This window comes from Streptomyces sp. NPDC107528 (genome assembly GCF_055639295.1).
In genome coordinates, this window is the sequence record NZ_JBVKAV010000005.1 from 451,369 (window position 1) to 474,201 (window position 22,833).

Below are 22,833 nucleotides of genomic sequence, written 5' to 3' on the forward strand. Positions count from 1 at the left end.
TCAGCCCTCCGCCTTGGGCAGGTCCGTCGGATCCGGGAGGCCGGCCCGCTTCGGCAGGTCCACGCCCGGGAAGATCTTGATCACCGCGCTGTCGTCCTCGCCGCCGAGCCCGGAAGCCGAGGCGTGCAGGAACATCTGGTGCGCGGCGGAGGCGAGGGGGAGCGGGAACCTGTCGGGCCGCGCGGCGTCGAGCACCAGCCCGAGGTCCTTGACGAAGATGTCGACTGCGGACAGCGGCGTGTAGTCCCCGGCGAGCACATGCGCCATGCGGTTCTCGAACATCCAGGAGTTGCCCGCGCTGTGCGTGATGACCTCGTACAAGGCTTCGGCCGGGACCCCGGCCTTGATGCCGAGGGCCATCGCCTCGGCCGCCGCCGCGATGTGCACGCCCGCGAGGAGCTGGTTCACGATCTTGACCTTGGAGCCGAGCCCGGCCCGCTCGCCGAGCCGGTAGACCGTGCTGCTCATGGCCTCCAGGAACGGGTCGGCGAGTGCGTACGCGGCGGGGGAGCCGGAGGTCATCATCGTGAGCTCACCGGCGGCCGCGCGGACGGCGCCGCCGGAGATGGGGGCGTCCAAGTACAGCACGCCCTTCGCGGCCAGCCGCGCCTCCAACTCGGCGGACCAGCCGGGGTCGACCGTTGAGCACATCACGTAGACGGCACCCGGGCGGAGTCGGTCGGCGGCGCCTTCGGGGCCGAACAGCACGGCCTCGACCTGTGCGGCGTTGACCACGACGCCGACGAGGACCTCCGTCTCGGCGGCGAGGGCGGCGGGGGAGGCGTACGCGGTGCCGCCGTCCCGGGCGAAGTCCGCGCCCACCTGCGGTCGGAGGTCGTGGACCCCCACCTCGTGTCCCGCGCCGCGGAGGCTGCGTGCCATGCCGAGACCCATGGCCCCGAGCCCCACCACGCCCACGCGCGTCGGTGCCGGCCTGTCCGGCGTCTGCTGGTCGTTCATGCCCATCCTCGTCCTGCTGTGCGGCTCTCTCACGGGGCGCGGCCGGTCTCGTACCGCGCGCGACCCTGGTCGCTCGCCCCGGTCATGCGGCGATCGGGTCATATGATGACCTGAGGATGGACTCCCTGCCTACTGTGATGCCAGTCACATGAGTGCGGGATCGCGGTCGGGGTCCTGAGGCGGGGCGGGTACGGCAGCCTTTGCCTCGTCGACGACGGCGCACCAGGTGGACCGTCCGTACGGGGACACAAACCTCGACGGGGACCCGCGTGAACCTCACTGCGGGCTCGACGGCTCGCCGCCGTCGTTCCGCGGCGGCCGTCGATCAGTCGGGGCTGAGCCGCACGGATCCGTGAACCCCGGCTCTGCGTCCCCGCAGTCACCTCCGTAGGACGACGCAAGCACGACGCATTAGCCGTCGCTGGTTCGGGAAACCGAAGAAGGAATAGCGCCGCGCGGCCGTCGGTGCGGCGCAGATAACGTGCGCGAATGAAGTGGATTCAGCGGGCCGCCGGCGCGGTCGTCGGCTCGGCGGTGGGTGACGCCCTGGGCGGCCCCTTCGAGTTCGGTCCCCAGGGAGCGTTCTCCGCGCGGTTTCCCGTGCCTGGTGCTGGTGGCGAGATGTGCGGAGGGGGTGGCTGGGACCCCGGCGAGGCCACTGATGACACGCAGATGGCCGTCCTAGTCGCGGAGTCGCTGCTGGAGCGGGGCGGACTGGACCTGCCGGACATCTTCGCCCGCTTCCAGCGGTGGGCGGCATCAGAACCCAAGGACATCGGTTTGCAGACCGAAGACGTCCTCACCAACGGCATGCCGTGGGACCTCGCCGCCGCGATCCATTTCCAGGTCAACCAGCGAGCAGCGGGAAACGGCTCCTTGATGCGGGCATCGACCTCCGCGGTCCACTTCGCGCCCGCCGGCCAAGAAGCCACCATGGACGCGGCCCGCCGCATCGCTGCCCTCACCCACGGTGACCGCGCGGCCTGGGAAGGCACCGCGATATTCCACGAACTCATCCGCGTCACGTTCGAGGACACCGACCCCCTCACCGCGCTCCCCGACATCCTGGCTCTCGTCCACCCTGACCACCGCGCCCGCTACGCCACGGTCCTCGCGCCCGACTGGCACCCCGATCAGGCGACCGAGTTCAACGGTGCCGTCTGGCCCTGCCTGGGCTCCGCCGTCTGGGCTCTGCGCACCACCACCGGCTTCGAGGACGCGATACGTGCGGCGATCGACCTCGGTGGTGACACGGACACCGTCGCCGCGGTGACCGGCGGCCTCGCAGGGGCGTACTACGGGCTGGATGCGATCCCCGCCCGCTGGACCCAGCCGCTCCATGTCCCCCTCCCAGGGTCCGACGGACGGGTGCTGCACCTGACAGATCTGCTCCGCCTTGCACACCGCCTCGGAGGCTGAACCGATCGGTCTCCACCTTCACGCTCCCCGAGGGAGCTTGAATGCGCCTTGGTGCGGGAGAGCCGGAGCACCACCCGGCTGGCGACGGGCACCTGCGGTCGCCGACGGGGTGTTTCGCCGCAGCCAAGGCGCGGCGGCGGGGGGCCTGGACGCGGTACGGGCCTGGCGGTGACTCTCACACGAGACCACCGACCACCTTGTGTTCGCCAGGGAACCTGCCCGCATGCATGAGCAGCAGGCGGTGGAGGTACTGGAAGCGGTGGAGGTACTGGAAAAGGCGCCGTGCGACGTCTCCGCCGATGTCGAAACTCACCGGCCTGCGGTCGAGGGCATCGCCTGGAACGTCGCGGACTCCTCGCGCGGTGCCCCCAGCCTCCTGGTGGTGGGCGCCGAGGGTCACCACCGGCACTTCGTTCTTCAGTTGGGCCGGGTGGCCTACGGAGTGCTGTACCACTCGGCCTGTCCGGTCGCCATCGTGCCCAAGCGGGGGTGAGCATTCGGGCAGGACGCCCTGCTCGACAGGGTCGCCGTCCTGCGGCTGACCCTTCCAGTTTCACGGCCCTGCGACCTACGACTTCCGGAGTTCCCAATGTCCAAGGTGGAACACCAGAACGCCACCGCACTGCCCGACGACGAACTGCTTACGCTCGAAGCCCACTGGCGCGCCGCCAACTACCTTGCCGCGGGACAGATCTACCTGATGTCGAACCCGCTGCTGACCGAGCCCCTGAAGCCGGAGCACATCAAGCCCCGGCTGCTGGGCCACTGGGGCACCTCGCCCGGGCTCAACCTCGTGTACACCCACCTCAACCGGGTCATCAAGACGCGCGGGCTCGACGCGCTGTGCGTGTGGGGCCCCGGGCACGGTGGTCCGTCCGTACTCGCCGGCTCGTGGCTGGACGGAAGCTACAGCGAGATCTACCCAGACGTGTCGCGCGACGCGCAGGGGATGGAGCTGCTGTTCCGGCAGTTCTCCTTCCCGGGGGGTGTGCCGAGCCATGTGGCGCCGGAGGTTCCGGGGTCCATCCATGAAGGCGGCGAGCTCGGATATTCGCTCGCTCACGCCTACGGCGCCGCCTTCGACAACCCGGACCTGCTCGTCACATGCGTCATCGGCGACGGCGAGGCGGAGACCGGACCACTGGCCGCTTCCTGGCACTCGAACAAGTTCCTCGACCCGGTCCACGACGGCGCGGTCCTGCCGATTCTGCACCTCAACGGCTACAAGATCGCCAACCCGACCGTGCTGTCCCGCCTCCCCGATGCCGAACTCGACCAGCTGCTTCGGGGATATGGCCACGAGCCGCTCCACGTCACCGGCGACGACCCCGCCGCCGTCCACCGGGCGATGGCCCACGCCTTCGACGAGGCACTGGACCGGATCGCCCTGACGCAGCGGTCCGCCCGCGAGGGCGACGCCGGCGAACGCGTCCACTGGCCGATGATCGTCCTGCGCACCCCGAAGGGCTGGACCGGCCCTGCCGAGGTCGACGGCCTGCCGGTGGAGGGAACCTGGCGTGCCCACCAGGTCCCGCTCGCCGGCGTACGGGAAAACCCGGAGCATCTACGGCAGTTGGAGGCATGGCTCCGCTCGTACCGGCCCGAGGAACTGTTCCACCCGGACGGCCGACCCGTCGCCGACGTCCTCGCCTGCGTTCCCGACGGTTCCAGGCGCCTGGGCGCCACCGCGTACACCAACGGTGGGCTCCTCCTACGAGACCTGCCCATCCGGCCGCTGGACTCCTTCGCCGTGCCCGTCGACAAGCCCGGAACGACCCTCCACGAACCGACCCGAGTCCTCGGCGACCTCCTCGAGCAGGTCATGAAGGACACCGCACGCCGACGCGACTTCCGCGTCGTCGGCCCGGACGAGACCGCCTCCAACCGGCTCCAGGCAGTCTTCGACGCCAGCGGCAAGGCCTGGCAGGCGCAGACCCTTCCGGTCGACGAGCACCTGGACCGTCACGGCCGGGTGATGGAGATCCTTTCCGAACACCTCTGCCAGGGCTGGCTGGAGGGCTACCTCCTCACCGGCCGGCACGGACTGTTCTCCTGCTACGAAGCCTTCGTGCACATCGTCGACTCGATGGTCAACCAACACATCAAGTGGCTGAAGGCCTCGAGGGAGCTGCCGTGGCGCGCCCCCATCGCCTCCCTCAACTACCTGCTGACTTCACATGTCTGGCGGCAGGACCACAACGGCTTCTCCCACCAGGATCCCGGGTTCGTCGACCACGTCCTCAACAAGAGCCCCGAGGTGGTGCGGGTGTATCTGCCGCCGGACGCCAACACCCTCCTGTCCGTCGCCGACCACGCGCTGCGCAGCCGCGACTACGTCAACGTGGTCGTGGCCGGTAAGCAGCCCTGCTTCGACTGGCTGTCCATGGACGCCGCCCGCGCCCACTGCGCCCGCGGCGCCGGCATCTGGGACTGGGCCGGCACGGAGAACGGCGCCGAACCGGACGTCGTCCTCGCCTGCGCCGGCGACGTGCCCACCCAGGAGGTCCTGGCCGCCGCCCAACTGCTCCGGCGTCACCTGCCCCAACTCGCCGTGCGCGTGGTCAACGTCGTCGACATGGCCCGGCTGCTGCCGCGCGAGGAGCACCCGCACGGCATGACCGAGTTCGAGTACGACGGCCTGTTCACCACCGACAAGCCGGTGATCTTCGCCTACCACGGCTACCCTTGGCTGATCCACCGTCTCGCCTACCGCCGGTCCGGCCACCCGAACCTGCACGTACGTGGCTACAAGGAGTCCGGTACCACGACCACGCCGTTCGACATGGTTGTCCGCAATGACCTGGACCGATACCGCCTGGTCATGGACGTCATCGACCGCGTCCCCGGCCTCGCCGTCCGTGCCGCCACCGTACGCCAGTCGATGGCCGACGCCCGCACCCGCCACCACGCCTGGATCCGCGAACACGGCACCGACCTGCCCGAGGTCGCCGAATGGACCTGGAACGCCTGAATCGGCCTGCTCCTGGGCGGAGTTCGCCCACGGGCAGTTGCTGAGGGCCCGGTGCTCAGCGAGAGCCGGGCCCTCAGCAACTGCCCGCATCGCCCTTACAGAGGGGCCGAGTGGGCCCCGTGCCGGACACCGGCCCCAGTAGGACAGCGCAACCGGTCAGGAATCCTGCCGCTCGCCAACGGCGTGAGGAGGGCCGCATGCGGCCTCGCCGACCAGCACCTCGGGCGGTGCGGGCCTTTGGGCGTACTTGAAGGACGTCTTCGGCGACCTGGCTGAGTCCGATCCTGGTGTGCTGAGACCGCTAGGAGCACCGTGAAGCCGCCATACGCGGTTACGCGGCCCAGCGTGGTCAGCACGCCGGTGGCTCATCCGGAGCTCGCGCCCCGTGTCCCGCCGCCTGGACCGGTTTGGTTGTCGGCCAGGGTGCGGGCGCTGTCCTCACGCCCGCACCCACTCAGGGCTCAGGCCCGGTGGCTGCCGTAGTAACCGCCGAGCTGCTCGTGATAGCCCGCATCCTCAGCGTGCTTGTCCTTGTCGAACTCGGGAGCGTTCTTGATCTGCTCTTTGGTCCGGTCGACGAAGATCGTCTCGGCGGCCGTGTCGATGTCGCTGACGAGGCCGGCCGGGACAAGGACATGCTTACCGAAGATCCACACCCCCGTGTCGACCACGAGGTGGGAGGCGCCGACGTCGTCGGAGTGCTTGTCGACCTTGCCGATGCTCCCGTCAGTCGCTTCGACCTTGTAGCCGATCAGGCTGCTGCCCGCCGTATGACCAGCCGTGGGCTGATAGCCCCACATGTCCGCACTCACGAATCCATCTCCATCTGCAACGAGTTCACGGCCGAAATAAATTGTCGGCCCGGATTCCTTGAATTGTTCATGCGCCGAGTGCCCGCTGCTGCCGACCGTACTCATCACCCGGTGCGTACATCGCAGAAAACGTACCTCTATCAGCGGTACCAGCTGCCCCGGGATCCGCCGTCGGGCCGTAGAACGAACCGCAAAACTCAGCACGCACAGGAAGAGAACGGCAACTTCACCCCAGGGGCTCAAATGTGAACCCCGCAACGAAAGCACCAGAACAAACAGAAGAATGAGGTGCAATTGAAGCCGCAATTATCGGTCTGGGGGAGCGACACGCTTCACCTTAAACTTGAACGCGCCGACTGGGTCACCCACCACCCCACCGGTGGCGCGACGAGGCAACGGGCCCGTGTCCGCGCCCCGCACGACGGATGCGTCACCACCCTTCCGCAACTGCACAGCGACTGGCTATTACAGCGGGTGCTGCGAAAGAGCAGCTCCTGGCTGCGACAACTGCTCGACGAGGCGCACGCGCACGCTCTGGGCCCCTGGGGTCGCGCGGGCCGCCGCGTCGGCGGCCAGATGCGCTCGAACGCAGGCCAAGTTGCTGCAAGGCCAAGCTCTCAAGACCCCGTCACCTCGGAGCGCGTCCTCTGTGGACTGTATCGGCGGTCCTGGGCGTGGGCAGGAATGACCGCACCGTCTCGCGTCGTAACGCGAGGGCGATGGCGCGCGCCTCGATGCCTGCCTGACGAAGGACACCCGTAAGGGGATTGGTGTATCCGGCAAAGTACAGGCGTGCGGCTTCGGGGTGGGTCTGTGCCCCTGCGGCGAGGGGTTGCCCGTCCTCGTCGAGTACGCCCAGGGGTCCGACCAGGTCGTGCAGGTTGGTCCGGTACCCGGTGGCGGCGATGACCGTGTCGGGTCGCATTCGGGTGCCGTCGGCCAGTACCACGTCGGGTCCGTCGAACGCCTGGACGGCCGCGACCGGCTCCACTCGACCGTACCGGACGGCGTTCACGAAGCCGTGGTCGAGCACGGGGTTGACCCCTTCACGGGCATTGCGGGTGTACAGACCTGTGCGGGGCGGGGGCAGTCCCCGTGAGGTCAGGTCGGGCACCGCGAGACGTTGCGTGAGCAGGGAGGTGCGGTCGCGCCACGCGAGCGGGAGGGCCTGCGTCAGTCGGCCGGCCACATGCCATCGTGCGCTGGAGCGGGGCAGGATGTTGGGTGGGGTACGGACTGCGATCCGTACCCTCCCAGCTCCGGCCTCGGCCAGGACGCTCGCGATCTCGGTGCCGCTGTTACCGGCGCCGACGACCAGGACGTCCCGCCCGCGGTAGGGGGCCGGAGAGCGGTAGTGGGCCGAGTGCAGCAGGGTGCCGGTGAAGGTCGAACGCCCGGGCCAGCGAGGGAGGTTCGGGGTGTGGCAGCGGCCGGTGGCCACCACGACCGCACCCGTGGGCACCGGGCCATCGAGGGTGTGCACCAGCCACTGTGCTTCCGAACCGGGCTCGGCCCGTTCGATGCGGTCCACCGGGGTGGTCACCCGGACGTCCAGTCGGTGATGGGCTACGTAGCGCTCCAGGTATCGCACATAGTCGTCCCGGCTCACCCACGGGCCCGCCTGGCGCGGCACCGACAGGCCGGGGAGCTTCGACGTGCCGGGAGTGGTATGCAGTCGCAGGTGGTCATAGCGCTGCGCCCAGCTCGCTCCCACGCGGTCCGACCGTTCCAGGATCACGGTCGGCTCTCCGGAGCGGTTCAGTAGCGCGGCGGCCGCCAGGCCGTGGGGGCCGGCTCCGATCACGAGCGTGGGAGCGCTGAGGTCTCGTTGTGGTGTCGGGGGCATCGCCTCCTACAACGGCAGACCGCGGCGCACGTCACGCCCAACTGGCAGGTATGGAAGAGCGGGTGACCGTCGTTACACCGCCGGTACGGACTCGTTGGACACCGGGCAGCAGACGTTGCGTGGGGGATCGGTCCGCCCGGGGCCGCACCGTGCGGGTCGGCTCGTTACATCTGTCCGATCATTCGAGGGGCTCATGTGCAGACAGTAACGACGCGCCACCGGCCACGGCTGCGGATCAGCGGAGTCTGCAAGGCGTTCGGCGGCAGGCAGGTCCTGCGCGATGTGGATCTTGATGTGTCTGCCGGGACGCTGGTGGGAGTCGTCGGCGAGAACGGGGCGGGGAAGAGCACTCTGTTGCAGATCGCCGTGGGACACCTCGCACCCGACCGCGGAACGGTGGCACGGACCGGGGCGGTGGGATACTGCCCGCAACGGGCGGTACTGAACGACGCGTTCACCGTCGGACAGCATCTGCGGTTGTTCCAGATGGCCTACCGACTGCCGACACTGGAGCGCGCCGGCGAGCTGATGGAGCTGCTGGCGCTGGCCGGCTGCCGGCGACAGCAGGTCGGCGAACTCAGCGGCGGAACGCGACAGAAGCTGAACCTGCTGATCGCTCTCATGCACGATCCGCAGTTGCTGGTCCTGGACGAGCCCTACCAGGGCTTCGACTGGGACACCCATCAGCGGTTCTGGACCCTGGCCGCCGACCTGCGTGATCAGGGCCGGTCGATCATCGTGGTCTCCCACCTGCTGCACGACCTGCACCACTTCGACGCGATCGCTCACCTGCGCCAGGGCCGTCTGCACTTCGAGGAGACCAGCCGTTGAAAGCCACCTGGACGGCATTCACCGAACTGCTGCGCTGCACTCTTCGGGGCCACCTGCGCAACCGGCTGGCCCTGGTCCTGGCGATCGCGTTCATCCCCATCTGGATCGCCGTGGCACGCCTGTGCACCTCCGATCAGGTGGTGCGCATCCGGCTGGACGCCATCAGCACCCCCGTCTCCGCCCCGGCCAGCCAGGCCGGCCAGGTGGCCAGCGCGCTGGGTGCCATCACCATGGTCGCCGGCTTCATCACCTTCATCGAGACCTTCCGATCGCGGGAGATGGACCGCCGCCTGCTGCTGGCGGGCTACCCCCGGCTGCCGATGCTGCTGGCCAAACTTGCTGCCGTCGCCCTCACCACCGCCGCGCTGGCCCTCTACACCACGATCCTGCTGTGGATCTCCCTGCCCGTGGGCCGCACAGGTCCACTGGTACTGGCCCTTGCGGGTGCCGGCCTCGTCTACGGCGGCATCGGCCTTCTGCTCGGCTCTCTGGTCCGCGGCGAGTTGGAGGGCTTCTTCCTCATCATCATGCTCAGCCTGGTCGACACCGGCCTGCAGAATCCCGTCTTCAACACGCTCATGGACGTGGCGGGCGTGTCCGCCCTTCCTCTGTACGGCGTGAACCAGCTGGCGCTGAGCTCGGCCCTCACCCCCCACACCCCCTGGTCCCACGGTCTGCTCTCCCTCACCTGGTCCGCAGCGACCGGCGCCCTGGCGCTCCTCGTCCTCCACACCCACCGCCCTTCCCGCTCCCCGTGGTCCCGCAGAACGAGAGCCCAGGCAGAGTGATCACGGTGAGGACGGTCTTCGTCCCGGGCTCTCGTTGCCCACCGGGAGGCTGTCCCGTCATCGGTGTGCACGCGCGAGTCAGGCGGGTCCTACGGGAGGGGGTGTGCGCAGCGCGATCATGGCGACGTCGTCATCGTTGTCGCTGGGACGGACCTGGTCCAGCAGCAAGTCGCAGAAGGAGTCGAGGGGGCGGTGGGCGAGGGAGGCCGCGTGTCGGCGCAGCCGGTCAAGCCCGTGATCGATGGAGTGGTGCGGGGATTCGACCAGTCCGTCGGTGTAGAGCAGGAGCATGGCCCGGGGTGGCAGGACGGTGACGGCGTCGGGGCGAGGTCTGGTGACGCCGGTGCCGAGGAGTATGCCGTGGGCGTCGTCGAGGTAGCGGGTCTGTCCGTCGTGGGTGATGAGCAGGGGCGGCGGGTGGCCGGCGTTCGTCCAGCGCAGGCGCCACAGTGTGTCGTCGCCGAGCGTGAGCCTGGCGAGGATCATGGTGACCATGGGTACCTCGGCTATGTGCATCACTGCCTCGTCGAGCCGTGTGACGACGGCGCTGGGTGCGGCCTCGGGGTGGGACCAGGCGAAGGCCCGCAGCATGTTGCGGACCTGCGCCATGCCGGCTGCGGCGTCGAGATCGTGTCCGACGACGTCGCCGATGGCCAGTGCGTGGGCATGGGCGGCCAGAGCGAAGGCGTCGTACCAGTCACCGCCCACGGATGAGGCGTCCGGAGCGGGAACGTAGCGCGCGGTCATCTCCAGTCCGGGCAGGACGGGCAACTGCGGCAGCAGGTGGCGTTGCATGGTCTCGGCGACTTTGCGCTGGCGCTGGTACAGGCGCGCGTTGTCCAGCGCCAGGCCCGCCCGGCGGGTGAGGTCCTCCAGCAGCGGCAGGTCGGCAGGGGTGAAGGCGTCATGAGGCTGGGCGCGCCCCAAGGTCAGGGCGCCGAGTACGTCGCGCAGTCCCCGAATGGGTGCGATGACGGCGGAATGCATACCTGTCGCGGTGAACAGGCGCTGCTGCTCGACCGCGATGCCGGAGTCGGGCGGACCTTGGTAGGTGGCGGGGCCGGCGAGGGAGGAGGCGGCGCCGCGCAAGGCCCGTGACAGGGGCATCGGGGACTCTGCCGGCACAGGAGGCATCGGGCCCTGCAGGTCGTCCCGCTCGACGAGAATGCCGTCCTTGTGCTCCATCACGAGAACGCGTCGTACTTCGTCACGTTCGGTGAGCAGATCGAACACGGCCCAGTCCGCGAGCCGGGGCACGGTCAGGGCCGCCAGCCGGTGCAGCGCCTCGTCCGCGTCCAGGGTGGAGGTGAGCTGCGTGGTCGTCTCCGCCAGCAAGGCCAGACGGTCCAGTTCCGTCAGCGGCGCGGAGTGCCCGCCGTCGCTGTGGCGCGTGCCCTCCGGTTTCGGCTCGTACAGCATCGCCAGCGCACCTGTCCCGCCCGGACCGAGTGCGTAGGGCGTGACGAGCCAGGACAACTGGACGAGAGCGCCGTCCCCACGGGCGAACCACTCGGCGTCGCCATGCCTGGTGTCCCCCGTGAGCAGCGCTTTCCTCATCCGGCAACGCGTGCGCGGCACCGAGTGCCCGTATCTGTCCCGGTGCAGCAGGTCGTGGAAGTCCTCACCGACGAGTTCTGAAGCTGCCCTGCCCAGCAGGCTTTGGGCTGCGCTGTTGACCGCGACGATGAGGCCATCGTCATCGACCGCGATGGCGGAAGCCCGCAGGTTTTCCAGCGTTCCGCCGAGCAGGGCGCCAGAACGCGCCTGGTGCCCCGACAGGGCAACACTTTCCCTGCCGGGAGCGGCGACGTCGTCCATGTCCCTCCTCCGTTTCAAGCCCGAATCGCGTCGAGTACCCCAACCGGATTCCGGCATGCATCGAAGGCTCGTCTGTCCTGCTGCGACTGATCGAGCACACCCTGGCGGTGCAGGAGGAAGCTTCCCTAGCTGTCCCGAAGATCCCGAATGCCGGTTCTATGACTCACTTGCGGAGTGCGTTGCCACCCCGGCCCCGGGGTGCTGCCCGTGTCCGGCCTCGATGACGGCGGGACCGCCACCGGAACTAGGGGCGTGCTCCCGGGCGGTGGCTCAGGCATCGATGATGACGGGGATGATGAGGGGCTTGCGGCGGTGGGTGCGGAACGCCCAGTTCGCCACGGCGCGTGCGACGAGTTGTTCGAGTTGGCGCGCGTCCCCGACACCTTCCTCGGCCGCGGTGGCCAGCGTCTTCTCGATGACGGGGATGACCGGCTCGAAGGTGGTGTCGTCGTGGACGAAGCCCCGGGCCAGGAAGTCGGGGGCCTCGGCGAGGGCGCCGGTGTCGGCGTCGACGATCGCCACCACCGTGACTACGCCTTCGGCGGCGAGGGTGAGGCGGTCCTTGAGGGACGCTTCGGTGGCGCCGCCGACTTCCATGCCGTCCACGTAGACATTGCCGGCGGGGACCTTGCCGGTGATGGATGCGCGCCCGTCGACGAGGTCGACGACGACGCCGTCCTCGGCGATGACAACCCGGTCGGGGTCGACGCCGGTACGGATGGCGAGGTCGCCGTTGGCCCGCAGGTGGCGCCATTCGCCGTGCACGGGCATGACGTTGCGGGGTTTGACGATGTTGTAGCAATAGACGAGTTCGCCGGCGCTGGCGTGTCCGGAGACGTGCACCTTGGCGTTGCCCTTGTGGACCACGTGGGCGCCCCACCGGGTGAGTCCGTTGATCACCCGGTAGATGGCGTTCTCGTTGCCGGGGATGAGAGAGCTGGCGAGCAGGACGGTGTCGCCCTTGCCGATGCGGATCACGTGGTCGCGGTTGGCCATCCGTGACAGCGCGGCCATCGGTTCGCCCTGAGAGCCGGTGCACACCAGAGTGATCTTGTGGTCCGGGAGCTTCTCCAGCTCCTTCGTGCTCACGACCAGACCGGACGGAACCTTCAGATATCCCAGGTCGCGGGCGATGCCCATGTTGCGGACCATCGACCGGCCTACGAAGGCCACCTTACGGCCGTGCTGGTGGGCGGCGTCCAAAACCTGCTGGATGCGGTGCACATGGCTGGCGAAGCTGGAGACGATGACCCGGCGCGGCGCGGTGCGCATCACCTGCTCGATCGCCGGGTTCAGCTCACGCTCGGAGGTGGTGAAGCCGGGCACTTCGGCGTTGGTGGAGTCGGTGAGGAACAGGTCCACGCCCTCCTCGCCGAGGCGGGCGAAGGCGCGCAGATCGGTGATGCGGTCGTCGAGAGGGAACTGGTCCATCTTGAAGTCGCCGGTGTGCAGCACCATCCCGGCGCTGGTGCGGATCGCGACCGCGAGGCCGTCCGGGATGGAGTGGTTGACCGCCACGAACTCGCAGTCGAACGGCCCGAAGCCGCGCCGGTCGCCCTCCCGCACGCGCACCGTGCGCGGCCGGATGCCGTGTTCCTTGAGCTTGGCCTCCAGGAACGCCAGCGTCAGCTTGGAGCCGACGACGGGAATGTCGGACCGCTCGCGCAGCAGGTACGGCACGCCGCCGATGTGGTCCTCGTGGCCGTGGGTGAGTACTACGGCCACGATGTCGTCCAGCCGGTCCCGGATCGAGGTGAAGTCCGGCAGGATCACGTCCACGCCGGGCTGCGTCTCCTCGGGGAACAGCACGCCGCAGTCGACGATGAGCAGCTTGCCCGCGTGCTCGAACACGGTCATGTTGCGGCCGATCTCACCCAGGCCGCCCAGGGCGATGACCCGCAGCCCTCCTTCGGGAAGCGGTGGGGCGGCTTTAAGGTCGGGATGTGGGTGACTCATACCTTGACGTTACCCGGAGAGCGGGAGGGGGTGATCCACTGCCTGCGTGATCTCTTCTTCCTCCGGAGCGGGACATGCGCAGTGGATGCCCCCAGGACGCTCGGATCACGCCGTCGGACGGGCATGCACTCACGGCCGCTGAAGAACAGAGGGTGAACGTGATGTCGACCTGCCCCGGCGGCCCGAGAGCATCACTGGGAGCGCAACAGCTCAGGAGCTAAAGACGCCCAAACTTGACTCATCTGCACCAACCCCGTGGGCCGCCCCGCCCCACGCTGTCAATCGGATGGGACGCCAGCGCCGCGACAGACTCGGAACGACAGCCGAGATCCTTCGAGCGATCGCCCGCCACACAAACAGCGCCCGCCCAAACTGTCCAGAAAAAAGAGCGACCCATGGCCATCGACCAGGACGCTGCCTGTTGCGAGTGACGGACGAAGCGCCCCACCGTCAAACAGACAGTGCCCGGCCGGGGCTTCTACTGTGCTCGCCTGCTCCGCGTCGGGCAGCGCTCCGCCCACATCCTGGCCGCCATCTCATCCGCTTCGACCTGCGGCGTACCAGCTTTCACGAGAATGATGCCGCGCGACTGGTCAGGGAACGTCACCTCGCGCATGGTCGTACCCAGGGGGCTCGGCGAAGACTCGTCCGACATGGCACACCCAATCTGTTGACAAACGGCCACGCTAGCCGCCGACAGCTGCCACACACGGCGCGAGCCGACACGCGTCCGGGTGATCTCGGACAGCAGCGGCAACACCCCGGGTTGCGTGGCCCGCCATGCCGGCTCAACTACGCACCTTCGCCCGCCGGAGCATGGAGACCCCACAAAGACCCGGACGCCACCGATGGGTCGTCGAACGGACCATGTCCTGGCTCGCTGGCTGCCTCATTCGCCGTGGAGACCCCACGCGTCGAGGCCACCGTAGACATGGGCCTCAAGGCATCGCGGGGCGTCCATGCCGACCGCCTCACCCCGGTAAACGGCGATGAGTGAGTCCTTGCCCCGCCACCATGTGTCAGTCAAGCCCCGCACTTCAGCTACCGGCTCGTACCCTTCGAGGTCTAGGGCGTCGACGGCCTTCCCGGTGATCCTCGTGATGGTTTTGGCCCAGCGTCTCGCGTGGCTGGCCAGCGCCAACGATTCCACCCAGCCCTCGGTACTGGCATGCAGTGGCGCCCAACTGGAGCCCTGAATCCCGAACTCGCCACCAGGACCGATCACGAATCCGTAAGCCATGGACACACGACAGTCCCCGGCCGGGATCCACCAGCCCTCAGCGGCCGACCCCTCGGGGACGTCAGCGCCCAGGATGCGCGGGCCGCTCTCGTAGAACGGCGCCGGTGGCAGGGCGAGACCACCCCAACGGCCTTGGAAGGCCACTGCACGGTCGATCTCCACGGTCGGGATGCCGTGCTCGATCCAGGCATCCCGGTGACGCTCGATGTCCCGCCGAGCAACCTGGATGCCCTCCACCTCGATGAACCTCGTGGCCCTGCGGGACAAACCGGCCGGTGCGACCGGGATGGGCGATGGGGGAGTGGCGGCCATCATGGTGCCGGAGTCTACGGGTGGGGGCCGGTAGCACCTTTGACGGAAGCCAGCCCGCTGGCTCGCGGGGCCAGGAACCGCGCGCAAGGGCCAAACATTCACGCTCCGTCCCACATGGCCCAAGGAGATCGCCATAAGAACGACGTCTAAGGCCAGGTCCGTCCGTGCCCCCGACTCGCGAGGTCTGAACTGCCAGGTGGTTCAGGCCCGTTCGGCTGCTGCATTACTTGGTGCACGGCCGACAGCGGTTCGAGACAGATTCCAAGTAGCCCGCGGCCCTGAACTCCCAATCAAGGCACCCGTGTGGCGTACCGAACCGAGGCTGGAGTGGCACAGCGCCGTATTTGCCGAACGCGCGGTGGCTCTGTCCATGAGAACGGACCAGCACTTCGACAGGGGTCCGGGGGTGTCCGGCCGTCGGCGCCGGCGAGTTATGTTCGCGGTTCGGGCAGCACCGGGCCTTCCTCGCGGGCCGAGTGCGGCGGGGTCTCAGCGCCAGTCGTCGATCACGTAGGCGTCGGGGTGGCTGTAGCCGGGTTCGTTGGGCCTGTGCATGGCCACGCCCTGCAACCAGGTGCGGAAACCGCGGTCGACCATTCGCCGGTAGGCATCCTGGCGGGCCAGGTTCATTCCGGCGTCCAGTTGCCCCAGGCCGCGCTCGGCGGCGAGCCGCTCGCACGCGGTGAGCAGTCGTTCGAACCGGTCGGCCGCCTCCGGGCCAGGACGCACGGCGCCGAATTTGACGAAGCACACGTCTTCTCCGGCCTCCGACCCGGCTCCGCAGTGGCAGACGGCCAGGCCATCGAGCTCTGAGCCGGCCCCCTGGAGCAGGATGGTGTCACCGAGTCCCTGCGCGTGCGTGGCCACGATCTCGCGTTCCACGCTCAGGCCCTCGAACACGGCCCCGGTCAGTGTGCGACAGAGGCTCAGGGCGGCGAGCCGCTCGGCGTCGGGAAGCTCGCCGTACAGCACTCGGCCGGGGACCGCGGCACCGCCTGCGACCTGCTTCTTCATGATGGCTGTGAGGAATCGGGGCCAGAAACCGTACCGGCGGTAGAGCTCAAGGTGCTTGGGACTGTGCGAGAAGGTGAACAGGCCCAGGTGCCGGTTCTCCCAGGTCTCGAAGCAGTCCATGACCGGCTCCATGAGGCGCCTGCCGACGCCCTGGTCCCACAGGTCCGGACGTACGGTCAGCGGGCCGAAGTACCCGACGCTGCCCCAGTTGACGGCGAAGTTCGATGCAACGACTTCGCCCTCGACCGTCGCTGCGAAGGCCGCCTGTGGATCGGCCGCCCAACGAGTGCGGACGTAGTCGGCGGTCCCGAAGAATGTCTTCGGCTCGGGAGCCCCGAGGAACGTCCCGAAGGCGACCCTGAAGACCTCGTCGGCCCGATCCAGATCCGCCTCACCGAGCGGGCGGACCGACACAGGGCCCGTGCCATTCCTGCGCTCCCGTGCCCGTGGGGTCATCGCTCTCTCCTTCCCGACCACCCCCTGTTTCATCGCACCACGGGCGTGCGCCGCAAGCGAGGCGAAAGGTCCACCGATACCCAGGGGCCGAGGACCGGGCGGTCTGCCTTGCCTGTCCGCCGGGAACTGCAGCAGTCGCGGGTTCCGAGGCCCAGGAAGGCCGCCCCCTGCCCGGGAGGGGGAGTCAGTCGACGGGTGCTGTCCGTTCTCGTGGAGGAGTCGCGCCGGACGTTCTCGCCGGCCGCGCTGTACGAGGTCGTTCAGGTCTGGCAGGCTCGCCTGGCCTCCGCGTCGGCGGTCGACGCGTTTCTCGCTTCCGGCCGGGACGAGTCCGGGTTCGTGGACCTGGAGGAGATCCGGGGCCGCCGCCGGTGACCGTACAACAGCCGTACAACAGCCGTACGGGTCCGGCTGTAGCCGCCTGCGGCGAAGGCCCTCGCCGCGCTGCCCGAGCCCAGCGGGCCTGCCACCGGCCGGAAGCGAGTATGTGTACCGTGTCGAACTCGCGTCGCCTCTGCGGCTTGTGTCCCGCCGTCAGACCCCCTTCCCGTAGCGGGCACGGATGCGGCGGACCGGCTCGACGGTGCGCGCCTCGACGTACTCGACGACCGCGCTCTCGGGGATGCGGACCGGTGGCTGAGCTTGACGTAGCGGCTGCGGCGTTCGGCGACAGGCGGCGGACGAAGCGCTTGCCCGCCGCTGCGTGGTCACCGTGTGACATCCCGCATCCTGTGCTGGACCACCGGGGTGTCGGGCTGTGCACGAAATGCATGGGCCGACCGAGCGCTCTGGAAGCCTCACGGCGGTCCTGGCGGCAATCGAGGGTGGGCTCAATCGCCGGACGGCTGCGCCCGGCGCGGGACCTGAGGCGACTTCGCAGCCTCGGCCTCTGCCTTGGCATCGCTCACCGCGGCGGCGGCCTCCTTTCCGGCCTCGTCAGCAGCCGCCGCCGCGTCGAGCGAAACCTTCCAGCCTGCATCGATCTCCGGAGTCCCGCCTTCGGCCGACGTGTCGTCGGCTGTGGCAGTGGCTGCTTCCTCTGGCTGCGCGGTTTGGGGAGGGCCCGCGGTCGACTGGTCACCGAACGCCCGGGTGACGGTCCGAACTGCCTCGGTCAGCTCCCCGGGGATGACCCAGAACGTGTTGTTGTCGCTGCCGGCCAAGTGCGGGAGCGTCTCAAGGTACTTGTAGGCCAGGATCTTCGGGTCGGCGTTGTTGCGGTGAACGGCCTGGAAGACGAGCTCCACCGCCTTTGCCTCGCCGTCCGCCCGCAAGATCATGGCTTGTTGCGTGCCTTGTGCCTCCAGGATGTCCTTCTGCTTCGTGCCTTCCGCGGTGAGGATCTTGGCCTGCCGCTCCCCTTCGGCGTGCAGGATGGCCGCGCGCTTGTCACGCTCGGCCCGCATCTGCTTCTCCATCGCTTCCTTGATGGTGTGCGGCGGATCGATGGCCTTGATCTCGACGCGGTTGACGCGGATACCCCACTTGCCGGTGGCGTCGTCGAGGACGGCGCGAAGCCGAGAGTTGATCTCCTCGCGCGAGGTGAGCGTCTCCTCCAGGTCCATGCTGCCGATGACGTTCCGCAGCGTGGTCACGGTGAGCTGATCGATCGCATGCAGGTAGTCAGCGACTTCGTAGGCCGCGGCCCGTGGGTCCGTGATCTGGTAGTAGAGCACGGTGTCGATGTTCACTACGAGGTTGTCCTCAGTGATCACTGGCCTTGGGTCGGATGAGTAGACCTGCTCACGCACGTCGAGCTTGGTGTTGACGCGGTCCGCCACCGGCAGGACCAGGTTCAGCCCGGGTTGCAGCGTCCTGCGATATCGGCCGAACCGCTCGATGTTGTAGCGGCGTGCCTGCGGGACGATCCGCACCGCGGAGGCCACGAGGAAGACAACGACAATGGCCGCCACAAGAATGGGAATGACAACTGGATCCACAGTGCCTCCGTTGCTATGTGCTCAGCCGTTCACGGAAGGAGTTCGCGGGGGTAGACGATGGCTGTGGCGCCTTCGATCTCCATCACATCCACCAGTGCTCCCACCGGGATCACAAGGCTCTCGTCGAGGGCGCGGGCGGACCATTCTTCGCCGGAGAGTTTGATCAGCCCGCGGGTCGCGGTGACCTCCTGCATGACTTCGGCCCGCTTGCCGATCAGCGCATCCGTACCGTCGCGGGTGATGGGTTGCTGGTTCATTTGCCGTAGCGCGACAGGACGGACGAGGATGACGCCCGCTGCCGCCGCTGCACCCAGGGCCAGGAGCTGGCCGAGAATGCCGATTCCCACACCAGCGACTACGGCGGCAACCAACGCGGCGCCCGCGAGCAAACCGAAGACGAGTGTCAAGGTGAAGAACTCAGCGACCCCCAGTGCCGCGGCGGCGAGCAGCCATACGAACCACGGCATCGGATCGCCCTCCTTAAGGGGCCTTCTCCACCAAGCTACCTCCCGGATCGCCAGGCAGAACAGGCACGGCAACTGTGGTTCTTGCTCATTGGGCGCCTAACCGGCCCCGGTCGGCCCAGGCGTCACGGCACCGTGCCGGCGGAGCGTCCTCAGGAGCGGACAACAGCGGTCACCAGCGGAGACCAACCCGCTCTCGCGGGGTCACCGCTGACTCACATAAGCGGAGGTCAACGACTACGCCGCGGCCCACGCACCGTCGCTGCCCAAACCGGGTCCGAAGCTGGTCGAAGGCAGGCCTGGGAATACCTGCCCCAGGAACTGGGTTTGGGTCCGGCATGACGTGCTGGCGCCGGTCGGCCGCGACGGCGGGTGGACGTTGCCCATCGCGTCTTACGGATGTCTTACGCATGGCAGACGGGCGCCCAGCGCCATCGGGCGGCTGCCTAGTGTGAGCCGATGCGATCCCTCCGTACGTTGCGCGTGATGGTCCTGGTGACCGCCGCCCCACTGCTGTTGGCAGGCGCCGGGTTGATGCACCCGCGACATCTGACAGCGGCCACGGCAGGCCACTGGGCCGGACTGCACATCGCCCTGCTGCCCGTCTTCCCGCTCCTCGTGCTCGGACTGCTGGTGCCCTTGTGGGGCAGACCGCGCCGCGACGCGGAGGGAGCCTTGGTGGTGCTGTCCTGGGCCGGATGTCTCTGCTTCGTCGCGTACTACTCGGGTCTCGATGCGGTGGCGGGGATATCCGCCGGCGTCGTGGTGGATCACGGGGTGCACGGGGCGGCCGGTCGACTGTTCGTCACCGGCGATGAGCTGGGCCGATCCGGGGTGTACGGGCTGGCCGTGGCCTCGCTGGCCACCTGCGCGGTGCTGTGGCGGCGGTGTGGTGTGCGGGTACTGCCGGGCGCCGCGACCCTGTTCGTCGCCTGCTGGTCGTTCGTCGACAGCCATATCTTCTGGCCGAGGGGTGTCCTCACCATGCTCGGCTTCGCCGTGGCGTTCGCCCTGCTGTCGGCAGCGGTACCCCAATCCGCCGAGGGCGAGCGGGATTCGGGACGGCCGGCGAAGTCCTGACGTCCGCGCGCCGAGAGGCCCGTCGCGTCGGCGGACCGCAACACAGGCCCAGGTCCGCAGGCAGAGCGGCTTCGGGGCGGGTCCGCCGGGGATCATCGCCGGCGATCAGCGCGAGACGTACTCCGCCGCGTCGGCGACCCCGTCGCCGAGCCCGGCCGGCACCGCTCGGTGACAGCCGGTGTCGAGGCCGGCCGACGCGCAGACGACCGCAGCCGGGCCCCGCACATCGGCGTCGGGCTCCTCTCGGACGTCGTACACCAACGGCTCGTGCCTGTGAGCCGTGAGCGCCTGGACGACATGGGACCCGGTGCACCCGGCATGGCCGGTGACCGGTCCAGGCATGCGGCCACGCTGGATCCGCGACGGTGCAGTATCCCGTGAGCCGCCCGACCCGCCATCACTCCGTAAGAGATCGAAAGCGCGTCAAGACATCGAAAGCGCGTCGGAAGAGGGCAAAACGGCCTCTCCGCGAGACGCTGCCGTATGCGCCCGTCACCGCCGCTCAGGGAGACCGTCATGGCAACGTCGCCTTCCCCGTCCACGCACGACTCCTACCGCTTCGACGACCTCACCGCCCTGTTCGTCAACTGCACGCTCAAACCCTCCCCGCAGCTGAGCCACACCCAGGGGCTGATCGACATGAGCGCGGCGATCATGATGGGGCAGGGGGTCACCACATCCGAGGTCCGGGCCATCGACCACGACATCGCCCCTGGTGTATATCCGGACATGACCGAGCACGGCTTTGCGGTCGACGAGTGGCCCGCGCTGTACGAGCAGGTGATGGCCGCCGACATCCTGGTGCTCGCTGGACCGATCTGGCTCGGCGACAACAGCTCCGTCACCAAGAAGGTCATCGAGCGGCTCTACGCCTGCTCCTCATTGCTCAACTCCCAGGGCCAGTACGCCTATTACGGACGCGTCGGCGGCTGTCTGATCACCGGCAACGAGGATGGCGTGAAGCACTGCGCGATGAACGTCCTCTACAGCCTCCAGCACCTCGGCTACACGATCCCGCCCCAGGCCGACGCCGGCTGGATCGGCGCGGCCGGCCCCGGACCGTCGTACCTCGACCCCGGATCGGGCGGCCCGGACAACGACTTCACCAACCGCAACGCCACGTTCATGACCTGGAACCTGATGCACCTGGCGGCCCTGCTCAAACGCTCCGGCGGCATCCCCGCCCACGGCAACCAACGCTCCGAGTGGGACGCCGGCTGCCATGCCGACGCGGCAAACCCCGAACACCGCTGAGGTACTTACGCCCGAGGCGTAAGACTTCCGTCACGAAGGGGCCCGGCCTTTGGTCTCGACCGCGGTCACCTCCTGCAGTGCGTGGCTCGTCACGATTTGACGGACGTTTCGCGCCAAGGGGTGACCGACTGCTTAGCATGTGGATTCCTTGAAGTGCGCTCCACCGGCATACGCCGATCGCCGACCGGTGGAGCCACCCACCTGCGACCCGCGCGGCGCAAGACATGGCGACCCGCCGTGGTGTTCTCGCACGTCCCGTCCGTCTGGAGGGTCCATGCACACCAGTTCCGCCCGTGGCGCGGTCCGCCCCCGCGTCACCGCCGCCGTCGGCTCGCCGCTGCCCCTGCCGGAGCCCGCCGACGAGCCCTCGCCGCACCAGCTCTTCGGTCACGCCTGTCGGCGCCTGCTCGGGCGCGGCCAGGCATTCAGCGACATCGTGGCGGACCAGATCCGCACCGAGGTGCCGTACTACGCGGACCCGGTGCTCGCACCCCCCGACCTGCCGCAGTCCGTGTACAAGGGCGTACACATCACCCTGGAGGCCGCCCTCGACCCGGGCCGGATGGCGGACGTCGAGCGCTACACCCGTGAGCTCGGCATCCGCCGGGCCGAAGAGAGCCGCCCCCTCGACGAGGTGCTGCACGCCTTCCGGGTGGCCGGCTCGGAGGTCTGGAACGGGATCATCGGCGCAGTGGAGCGGGACGGCCTCGGCGACCAGCGTCACCTCGTGCACGTGGCCGAGCTGGTGTGGAAGAGCAACGACCGCGACTGCGTCCTGCTGGCAGACGCGTACCGCCAGGTCGCCAAGGGTGTGGCCAGCCGCCACGACGAGCGCGTACGCCTGATCCTCGCCGCCGTACTGGAGAGCCGCAACGACCCTGCGTTCATCCGGGACGCGGCATCGATCCTCGACCTGCCGCCCGACGGACGCTTCGCGGTCGCGGAGATACGGGCCACGCCGCCCGTCGGCCGCACGCCCGACGCCGTCCCGGAGATCCGCGGCGTGCGCGTCCTGCGCCACACCGGGGGTCGGCGCAATGTGCTCGTCGCCCATCTCGGTGACCGCGCGCTCGACGCGTTTGTCTCCGCCCTCGATGCCGGTCCCGGTATGCGCATTGGCGTCAGCCCGGTCGTCCAGGGCCTGGAGAACCTGCCCCGGGCGCGGGACATGGCCGGACTCGCCCTGCGCACCTGCCGGGGAGACGGCGAGGTCGCCCGGCTCGACGCCCGTCTGCCCGACGGCCTGCTCGTCTCACGGCCCGACCTGTCCGCCGAACTCGCGCTGCGGGTGCTCCGGCCGCTGTACCAACTGGAGCCCGCCGACCGCGAAACGCTGATCGACACGCTCGGGGCGTGGATCGAGAAGGGCGGCTCGGCGGTCCAGGCGGCCCGGCACATGCTGTGCCATCGCAACACGGTGCTGAACCGGCTGCGCCGTTTCGAGCAGATCACAGGGCTCGAACTGTCCCGTCCCCGTGACCTCGTACGGCTCACGCTCGCGTTCGACGCACTCCAATTGCTCGGGCCTCCGGCCGTCCTCGGCTGCGCGGACGCCTGGGATCGCGATCGCGATCGCGATGTGGATGGCAGAGGCCGCAGACAGCGACGTAGGCCCGCTGCGAACACGTGATGTGTGACCGGCGGGGCCGCCGCACATACCCCCTCGGCTGCT

General features: G+C 68.8%; 20 protein-coding genes and 1 pseudogene. 10 read left to right on the plus strand and 11 right to left on the minus strand.

Annotated elements, in window-relative coordinates:
* Nucleotides 1-960, minus strand: a complete 960-nt coding sequence (gene ltnD, locus ACZ7L5_RS18970; protein ID WP_471517962.1) for an L-threonate dehydrogenase — start codon at nucleotides 958-960, stop codon at nucleotides 1-3.
* 489 nt (nucleotides 961-1,449) lie between these two features.
* On the opposite strand from ltnD, the gene ACZ7L5_RS18975 reads away from it, so the two are divergent.
* From ACZ7L5_RS18975 to ACZ7L5_RS18985, 3 genes are all read left to right on the plus strand, one after another.
* The gene (locus ACZ7L5_RS18975) at nucleotides 1,450-2,379 is read left to right on the plus strand and encodes an ADP-ribosylglycohydrolase family protein (protein WP_471517964.1); all 930 of its coding nucleotides are present in this window, start codon (nucleotides 1,450-1,452) and stop codon (nucleotides 2,377-2,379) included.
* A gap of 223 nt (nucleotides 2,380-2,602) precedes the next feature.
* Nucleotides 2,603-2,872, plus strand: a complete 270-nt coding sequence (locus ACZ7L5_RS18980; protein WP_471517966.1) for a hypothetical protein — start codon at nucleotides 2,603-2,605, stop codon at nucleotides 2,870-2,872.
* Nucleotides 2,873-2,968: 96 nt separating this feature from the next.
* Entirely contained in the window at nucleotides 2,969-5,350 is a 2,382-nt protein-coding gene (locus ACZ7L5_RS18985) for a phosphoketolase family protein (RefSeq protein WP_471517967.1), read from the plus strand.
* 461 nt (nucleotides 5,351-5,811) lie between these two features.
* Here the strand turns inward: ACZ7L5_RS18985 and ACZ7L5_RS18990 are convergent, their stop codons facing one another.
* Nucleotides 5,812-6,162, minus strand: coding sequence for a PRC-barrel domain-containing protein (locus ACZ7L5_RS18990; protein ID WP_471518130.1), 351 nt, complete (start codon nucleotides 6,160-6,162; stop codon nucleotides 5,812-5,814).
* A gap of 628 nt (nucleotides 6,163-6,790) precedes the next feature.
* Nucleotides 6,791-8,008 (minus strand): flavin-containing monooxygenase, encoded by a 1,218-nt coding sequence (locus ACZ7L5_RS18995; RefSeq protein ID WP_471517968.1) that lies wholly within the window; start codon nucleotides 8,006-8,008, stop codon nucleotides 6,791-6,793.
* A 195-nt stretch (nucleotides 8,009-8,203) separates the two neighbouring features.
* Here ACZ7L5_RS18995 and ACZ7L5_RS19000 point away from each other — a divergent pair, with 195 nt between their 5' ends.
* Nucleotides 8,204-8,839, plus strand: coding sequence for an ABC transporter ATP-binding protein (locus tag ACZ7L5_RS19000; RefSeq protein ID WP_471517969.1), 636 nt, complete (start codon nucleotides 8,204-8,206; stop codon nucleotides 8,837-8,839).
* The gene (locus tag ACZ7L5_RS19005) at nucleotides 8,836-9,627 is read left to right on the plus strand and encodes a hypothetical protein (protein WP_471517971.1); all 792 of its coding nucleotides are present in this window, start codon (nucleotides 8,836-8,838) and stop codon (nucleotides 9,625-9,627) included. The genes ACZ7L5_RS19000 and ACZ7L5_RS19005 overlap by 4 nt, the downstream gene beginning before the upstream one ends.
* 78 nt (nucleotides 9,628-9,705) lie before the next feature.
* Here the strand turns inward: ACZ7L5_RS19005 and ACZ7L5_RS19010 are convergent, their stop codons facing one another.
* Nucleotides 9,706-11,445, minus strand: coding sequence for a PP2C family protein-serine/threonine phosphatase (locus ACZ7L5_RS19010; RefSeq protein ID WP_471517973.1), 1,740 nt, complete (start codon nucleotides 11,443-11,445; stop codon nucleotides 9,706-9,708).
* Between the two features lie 270 nt (nucleotides 11,446-11,715).
* Nucleotides 11,716-13,401, minus strand: a complete 1,686-nt coding sequence (locus ACZ7L5_RS19015) for a ribonuclease J (RefSeq protein ID WP_471517974.1) — start codon at nucleotides 13,399-13,401, stop codon at nucleotides 11,716-11,718.
* Between the two features lie 804 nt (nucleotides 13,402-14,205).
* Between ACZ7L5_RS19015 and ACZ7L5_RS19020 the strand changes: the two are divergent.
* Nucleotides 14,206-14,307, plus strand: a pseudogene (locus ACZ7L5_RS19020) (IS5/IS1182 family transposase); the annotation flags it as partial.
* On the opposite strand, the gene ACZ7L5_RS19025 reads toward ACZ7L5_RS19020, so the two are convergent.
* Both ACZ7L5_RS19025 and ACZ7L5_RS19030 read right to left on the minus strand, forming a co-directional pair.
* Nucleotides 14,291-14,953 carry a hypothetical protein gene (locus tag ACZ7L5_RS19025; protein WP_471518131.1) on the minus strand — a complete coding sequence of 221 codons (663 nt, stop codon included), beginning with the start codon at nucleotides 14,951-14,953 and terminating at the stop codon, nucleotides 14,291-14,293. The pseudogene ACZ7L5_RS19020 and the gene ACZ7L5_RS19025 sit on opposite strands and share 17 nt — an antisense overlap.
* Nucleotides 14,954-15,442: 489 nt before the next feature.
* Complete coding sequence (locus tag ACZ7L5_RS19030) at nucleotides 15,443-16,423, minus strand: GNAT family N-acetyltransferase (protein ID WP_471517975.1); 981 nt, start codon at nucleotides 16,421-16,423, stop codon at nucleotides 15,443-15,445.
* A 195-nt stretch (nucleotides 16,424-16,618) separates the two neighbouring features.
* Between ACZ7L5_RS19030 and ACZ7L5_RS19035 the strand changes: the two genes are divergently transcribed.
* The gene (locus ACZ7L5_RS19035; protein ID WP_471517976.1) at nucleotides 16,619-16,798 is read left to right on the plus strand and encodes a hypothetical protein; all 180 of its coding nucleotides are present in this window, start codon (nucleotides 16,619-16,621) and stop codon (nucleotides 16,796-16,798) included.
* Between the two features lie 159 nt (nucleotides 16,799-16,957).
* On the opposite strand, the gene ACZ7L5_RS19040 is transcribed toward ACZ7L5_RS19035, so the two are convergent.
* The 3 genes from ACZ7L5_RS19040 to ACZ7L5_RS19050 all read right to left on the minus strand — a co-directional run bounded on the left by ACZ7L5_RS19040 (nucleotide 16,958) and on the right by ACZ7L5_RS19050 (nucleotide 18,830).
* Complete coding sequence (locus ACZ7L5_RS19040; protein WP_471517977.1) at nucleotides 16,958-17,134, minus strand: hypothetical protein; 177 nt, start codon at nucleotides 17,132-17,134, stop codon at nucleotides 16,958-16,960.
* 119 nt (nucleotides 17,135-17,253) lie between these two features.
* Entirely contained in the window at nucleotides 17,254-18,363 is a 1,110-nt protein-coding gene (locus ACZ7L5_RS19045; protein WP_471517978.1) for an SPFH domain-containing protein, read from the minus strand.
* A 29-nt stretch (nucleotides 18,364-18,392) separates the two neighbouring features.
* On the minus strand, nucleotides 18,393-18,830 hold the full coding sequence (locus tag ACZ7L5_RS19050) for an NfeD family protein (protein WP_471517980.1): 438 nt from the start codon (nucleotides 18,828-18,830) through the stop codon (nucleotides 18,393-18,395).
* Between the two features lie 456 nt (nucleotides 18,831-19,286).
* Between ACZ7L5_RS19050 and ACZ7L5_RS19055 the strand changes: the two genes are divergently transcribed.
* Nucleotides 19,287-19,907 carry a hypothetical protein gene (locus ACZ7L5_RS19055; RefSeq protein WP_471517982.1) on the plus strand — a complete coding sequence of 207 codons (621 nt, stop codon included), beginning with the start codon at nucleotides 19,287-19,289 and terminating at the stop codon, nucleotides 19,905-19,907.
* A gap of 105 nt (nucleotides 19,908-20,012) precedes the next feature.
* Here the strand turns inward: ACZ7L5_RS19055 and ACZ7L5_RS19060 are convergent, their stop codons facing one another.
* Nucleotides 20,013-20,249: an NAD-dependent epimerase/dehydratase family protein gene (locus ACZ7L5_RS19060; RefSeq protein WP_471517984.1), complete on the minus strand. Its 237-nt coding sequence runs from the start codon at nucleotides 20,247-20,249 to the stop codon at nucleotides 20,013-20,015.
* Between the two features lie 174 nt (nucleotides 20,250-20,423).
* Here ACZ7L5_RS19060 and ACZ7L5_RS19065 point away from each other — a divergent pair, with 174 nt between their 5' ends.
* Both ACZ7L5_RS19065 and ACZ7L5_RS19070 read left to right on the plus strand, forming a co-directional pair.
* Entirely contained in the window at nucleotides 20,424-21,161 is a 738-nt protein-coding gene (locus tag ACZ7L5_RS19065) for a flavodoxin family protein (protein WP_471517986.1), read from the plus strand.
* Nucleotides 21,162-21,435: 274 nt separating this feature from the next.
* Nucleotides 21,436-22,791 carry a PucR family transcriptional regulator gene (locus tag ACZ7L5_RS19070; RefSeq protein ID WP_471517988.1) on the plus strand — a complete coding sequence of 452 codons (1,356 nt, stop codon included), beginning with the start codon at nucleotides 21,436-21,438 and terminating at the stop codon, nucleotides 22,789-22,791.
* The last annotated feature ends 42 nt before the right edge of the window (nucleotides 22,792-22,833 follow it).

Excerpts from the sequence above, each read along its gene's own strand:
- ACZ7L5_RS19055 (WP_471517982.1), top strand. The coding sequence starts at position 19,287 with ATGCGATCCCTCCGTACGTTGCGCGTGATGGTCCTGGTGACCGCCGCC.
- ACZ7L5_RS18985 (WP_471517967.1), top strand. The coding sequence starts at position 2,969 with ATGTCCAAGGTGGAACACCAGAACGCCACCGCACTGCCCGACGACGAA.
- ACZ7L5_RS19050 (WP_471517980.1), bottom strand. The coding sequence starts at position 18,830 with ATGCCGTGGTTCGTATGGCTGCTCGCCGCCGCGGCACTGGGGGTCGCT.
- ACZ7L5_RS19070 (WP_471517988.1), top strand. The coding sequence starts at position 21,436 with ATGCACACCAGTTCCGCCCGTGGCGCGGTCCGCCCCCGCGTCACCGCC.
- ACZ7L5_RS19060 (WP_471517984.1), bottom strand. The coding sequence starts at position 20,249 with ATGCCTGGACCGGTCACCGGCCATGCCGGGTGCACCGGGTCCCATGTC.
- ACZ7L5_RS19015 (WP_471517974.1), bottom strand. The coding sequence starts at position 13,401 with ATGAGTCACCCACATCCCGACCTTAAAGCCGCCCCACCGCTTCCCGAA.
- ACZ7L5_RS19025 (WP_471518131.1), bottom strand. The coding sequence starts at position 14,953 with ATGGCCGCCACTCCCCCATCGCCCATCCCGGTCGCACCGGCCGGTTTG.
- ACZ7L5_RS19010 (WP_471517973.1), bottom strand. The coding sequence starts at position 11,445 with ATGGACGACGTCGCCGCTCCCGGCAGGGAAAGTGTTGCCCTGTCGGGG.
- ACZ7L5_RS19030 (WP_471517975.1), bottom strand. The coding sequence starts at position 16,423 with ATGACCCCACGGGCACGGGAGCGCAGGAATGGCACGGGCCCTGTGTCG.
- ACZ7L5_RS18975 (WP_471517964.1), top strand. The coding sequence starts at position 1,450 with ATGAAGTGGATTCAGCGGGCCGCCGGCGCGGTCGTCGGCTCGGCGGTG.
- ACZ7L5_RS19065 (WP_471517986.1), top strand. The coding sequence starts at position 20,424 with ATGGCAACGTCGCCTTCCCCGTCCACGCACGACTCCTACCGCTTCGAC.
- ACZ7L5_RS18995 (WP_471517968.1), bottom strand. The coding sequence starts at position 8,008 with ATGCCCCCGACACCACAACGAGACCTCAGCGCTCCCACGCTCGTGATC.
- ltnD (WP_471517962.1), bottom strand. The coding sequence starts at position 960 with ATGAACGACCAGCAGACGCCGGACAGGCCGGCACCGACGCGCGTGGGC.
- ACZ7L5_RS18980 (WP_471517966.1), top strand. The coding sequence starts at position 2,603 with ATGCATGAGCAGCAGGCGGTGGAGGTACTGGAAGCGGTGGAGGTACTG.